Origin of the sequence: Bacillus nitratireducens (assembly GCF_036320425.1) — a bacterium.
Lineage (GTDB): Bacteria > Bacillota > Bacilli > Bacillales > Bacillaceae_G > Bacillus_A > Bacillus_A nitratireducens.
In genome coordinates this window covers 1-3,256 of the sequence record NZ_JAUMJO010000031.1, presented here as the reverse complement: position 1 = coordinate 3,256, position 3,256 = coordinate 1, and the positions used below count along the sequence as shown (strand labels likewise).

The 3,256-nt window shown below is 31.5% G+C and carries 2 protein-coding genes and 1 pseudogene; all 3 read left to right on the top strand.

Annotated features, from left to right (window positions below):
• The first annotated feature begins 157 nt into the window (after window positions 1-157).
• A complete protein-coding gene (locus Q3V31_RS30550) occupies window positions 158-346 on the top strand; it encodes a hypothetical protein (RefSeq protein WP_016130684.1) in 189 nt (62 codons plus the stop codon).
• A gap of 404 nt (window positions 347-750) precedes the next feature.
• Window positions 751-2,841, top strand: coding sequence for a NosD domain-containing protein (locus tag Q3V31_RS30545; RefSeq protein ID WP_016130682.1), 2,091 nt, complete (start codon window positions 751-753; stop codon window positions 2,839-2,841).
• A gap of 201 nt (window positions 2,842-3,042) precedes the next feature.
• A pseudogene (locus tag Q3V31_RS30540) lies at window positions 3,043-3,256 on the top strand (IS6 family transposase); the annotation flags it as partial.

Here is a 3,256-nt window from a genome sequence, read left to right as displayed (position 1 = left end):
CCAGTCTGTACAAAATCAAAAAGAATTCATCCATCAATTGTTTGGACTTGCAACATAAGATACGATTCCGTTAGGAATATATATGCTTTATTCCCTTGTGTTTTATTTTTGCACCAGAACCAAAAAAATTAATTTAATTGAAGAACGAGCAAAAAAATTGGAAAGTGTGCCATCTGGATTAGAAATGAAACAAATAATCTCAGATGTTATTGATAGCAAGAATTTAGTCAGTGTCGATAAATTAGAACTTGAGATCATTAAGAGTCGCAATACACAAGTTTTATGGACAATTGGTACGATAATATTAATTGTTTCATTGGGCGTTGCAGTTATAAAGTTGCTTTAAAAAACAGCCATGAATTAATAACAAAGAGTGAAATCGAAGAAAAACGTTATAAGATAAACATAGATTTATCGTATTGTTTGAAACGGAATAAAAGCATAAAAAATGTAAGGATATTTATTGATGGGAATTTTTTTAATTCTTGAATAGCCACTTTACTCGGTGATGATTCCTGAGCTTCTAAGGTGAAGGCCTCGTTTAATTTTTCTAGAATATTCATTAATAATCAGTCTTTAATCTCTCTCCATTTTGAAATTATGGATGAAAAGGGGGAGGATTGTAAATATGGAAATGAAAAAACGAAGCCTATGTATATGTGAAATGATTTTTAAAACCGTCTCCTTTTAGGGGACGGTTTCTTTTATCAATGAATATACTATATTAAGAAATTTAAGAGGTGATAATAATTGGATTATTTAATTGAATTAAATCAGTGGGGCATAAAAGAAGGATTACCTACTAAACCCTATATAGATGCAGATTATATACAAGCTGATAAGAATATCCAGGGGATAAACAATGCGCTACAATATGCAGCATCTAATAATTACTCTGAAGTTATTCTTCCAAAAGGCAATTACGCTCTATGTTATCCACGTGAGATTGTTATGGTTTCCAATTTAGATTTTAATTTAAATGGATCAACATTAAAAGTTATATACGATTCTGATAAAAAATCGCCATTTGACAATAGAACAACTACTGATTATTACAACTTTAAAGGGAATAGTATCGTATTTAGTAAAGTCACCAATTCTAATTTATTTGGTGGAACTATAATTGGATGTAGGGACGACAGAAGTTTCTATAATCCTTTAGAAGTAGCAATGGAGAATACGTATGGTATTCTCTTTCAAAAAAGTTCAAATTATTGTTCTGTGAAAAATTGTAAGGTTCGCGATTATATGGGCGATAATATTTCATTTAGCTCAAACTCGATATTTGACTATGGAGAGTTTGATCAAGGTCTTACTTTGAGTGCCTTAGATTACAACACTGGACAACCTATTACCTCTACGAATACACTCACAACAAAGATGTTAAATATACCTCAAGATTTAACACCAAAGATTACTTCCTTTCTTATAGCTGGAGCAGGATACGCTAGAACAACAAATTTAAATAGTAAAGACTTGGATATCTTCTTTTACGATAATAACAACAATTTCATAGGGGTTATGAAGAAAAGAAGAATCTATACAGATATTTCAATCCCAGTTAACGCAATGAAATTTAGACTTCAATTTTATAATGAAAACAATGTAAATAAGAATCTGCAATATACAATTATGTTTGGTGGTATCCCTCACCATAACACTGTTGAAAAATGCGAGGTTTTTAATGGGCATAGGGGTGGTATCACTTTAGGGGGGAATTACAACGAAGTTATAAATAATAAAATCCGCGATAATGGAAAAGGATTGGTTAGGTTTTTGGATGGAAAACCTATTTTCAACAATCCAACTCGTTATTCAATAAACATGGAAGATTCATACGGAGCAAGCTGTACCATAAAAGATAACGAAATTTACGGCAGTTATCACGGTATTTTAGTTGGTTGCTATGATGTCTTAATAGAACATAATCACATTTACAATATAGATTACCTAGCGATTAATCTTTATTCTTTAATGCATGCAACTATTAAGGATAATTACTTATACAACTGTCAAAATAATATTGGACTCATGACTTCTAATTTTAGTACGGCGTTTGTGAATATAATAGACAACAGTTTCACAGGTGGTAATATGAATTTAACTAATGATTCGTATAAGGTTTCTTTATCTAAAAATCAATACGTAAACCCTGATTTCGTTGCATTGGGAGATAATTGCACATTTGATAATAATTATATTATTTTTACAGAAAATCCGACTACCACACCATGGATAAAAGCAAACAAAATAAGCAAATGTACCTTTAAATCGGTTTTAACACAAAGAGAGATGACGTTTAAAGTTAAAGAATATGATAGCTGTAGATTCGAAAATTTACGAGTCAGATCAGAAAATCCTAATACTCAAACTGTAGACGTTTGTGAGTTCACAAGGTCCGAACTTCTTAATTGCGAGTTGAGAAATCATTTGTTTAGTGGGCGTCCAATGAATATTAGAGTTACTAAATCAAAACTTATAGATACAACTTGCGAAGTTGGTATTACAAATGTGGATAATCAAGTACCATACACTTCACTTGAAGACTGTGCTATCTCCATTAATACGAAAAATAATTTATTCTTATCTGATACAAATCGTCCATATACAACTTATATAGTAGAGAAATGCAATGTTACTATTAATAATCCCGCATTCGCTGCTCTCTTAGCTTCAGGAGCAGCAGCAGGAGTAAACGAGTTAATTTTAAAAGACAATGGATTTGTTTATACAGGAACAGCACCATTGAATTTAAAATATTACACAAATAAAAATCATATTAGTAACTTCATCAATTCGAATAACACCTTTACAAATATCAATTTACCTGCTGTGAATTAAAGCTGGCTCTTTCGAGTCAGCCCGTTTTTATTCTACATCTACCAATTCATTAAGTTTAAATTCTGTATTCAATCCAAATGAATCCGTATAGTATACCGTTTATATTCTTATAGGTTCTGGTGCAAAAACTTCAAGGTAATTACAAGTAATCTCTAAAACTTGGACATACTGATACTATTACTCCAAAAGGGTGTGATTGGTATGGAAAAGAAAAATTGGTTCAAATGGAAGCACTATCAGCCTGATATTATCTTATTAATGGTAAGATGGTACCTACGGTATAAAATTTTTCGTGATTTGGTGGAAATGATGGAGGAACGTGGTTTATCCATTTCTCATACAACGATTATGCGTTGGGTTCATCAGTATGGTCCTGAATTGGACAAACGAATCCGACGTTACCTCAAACAAATAA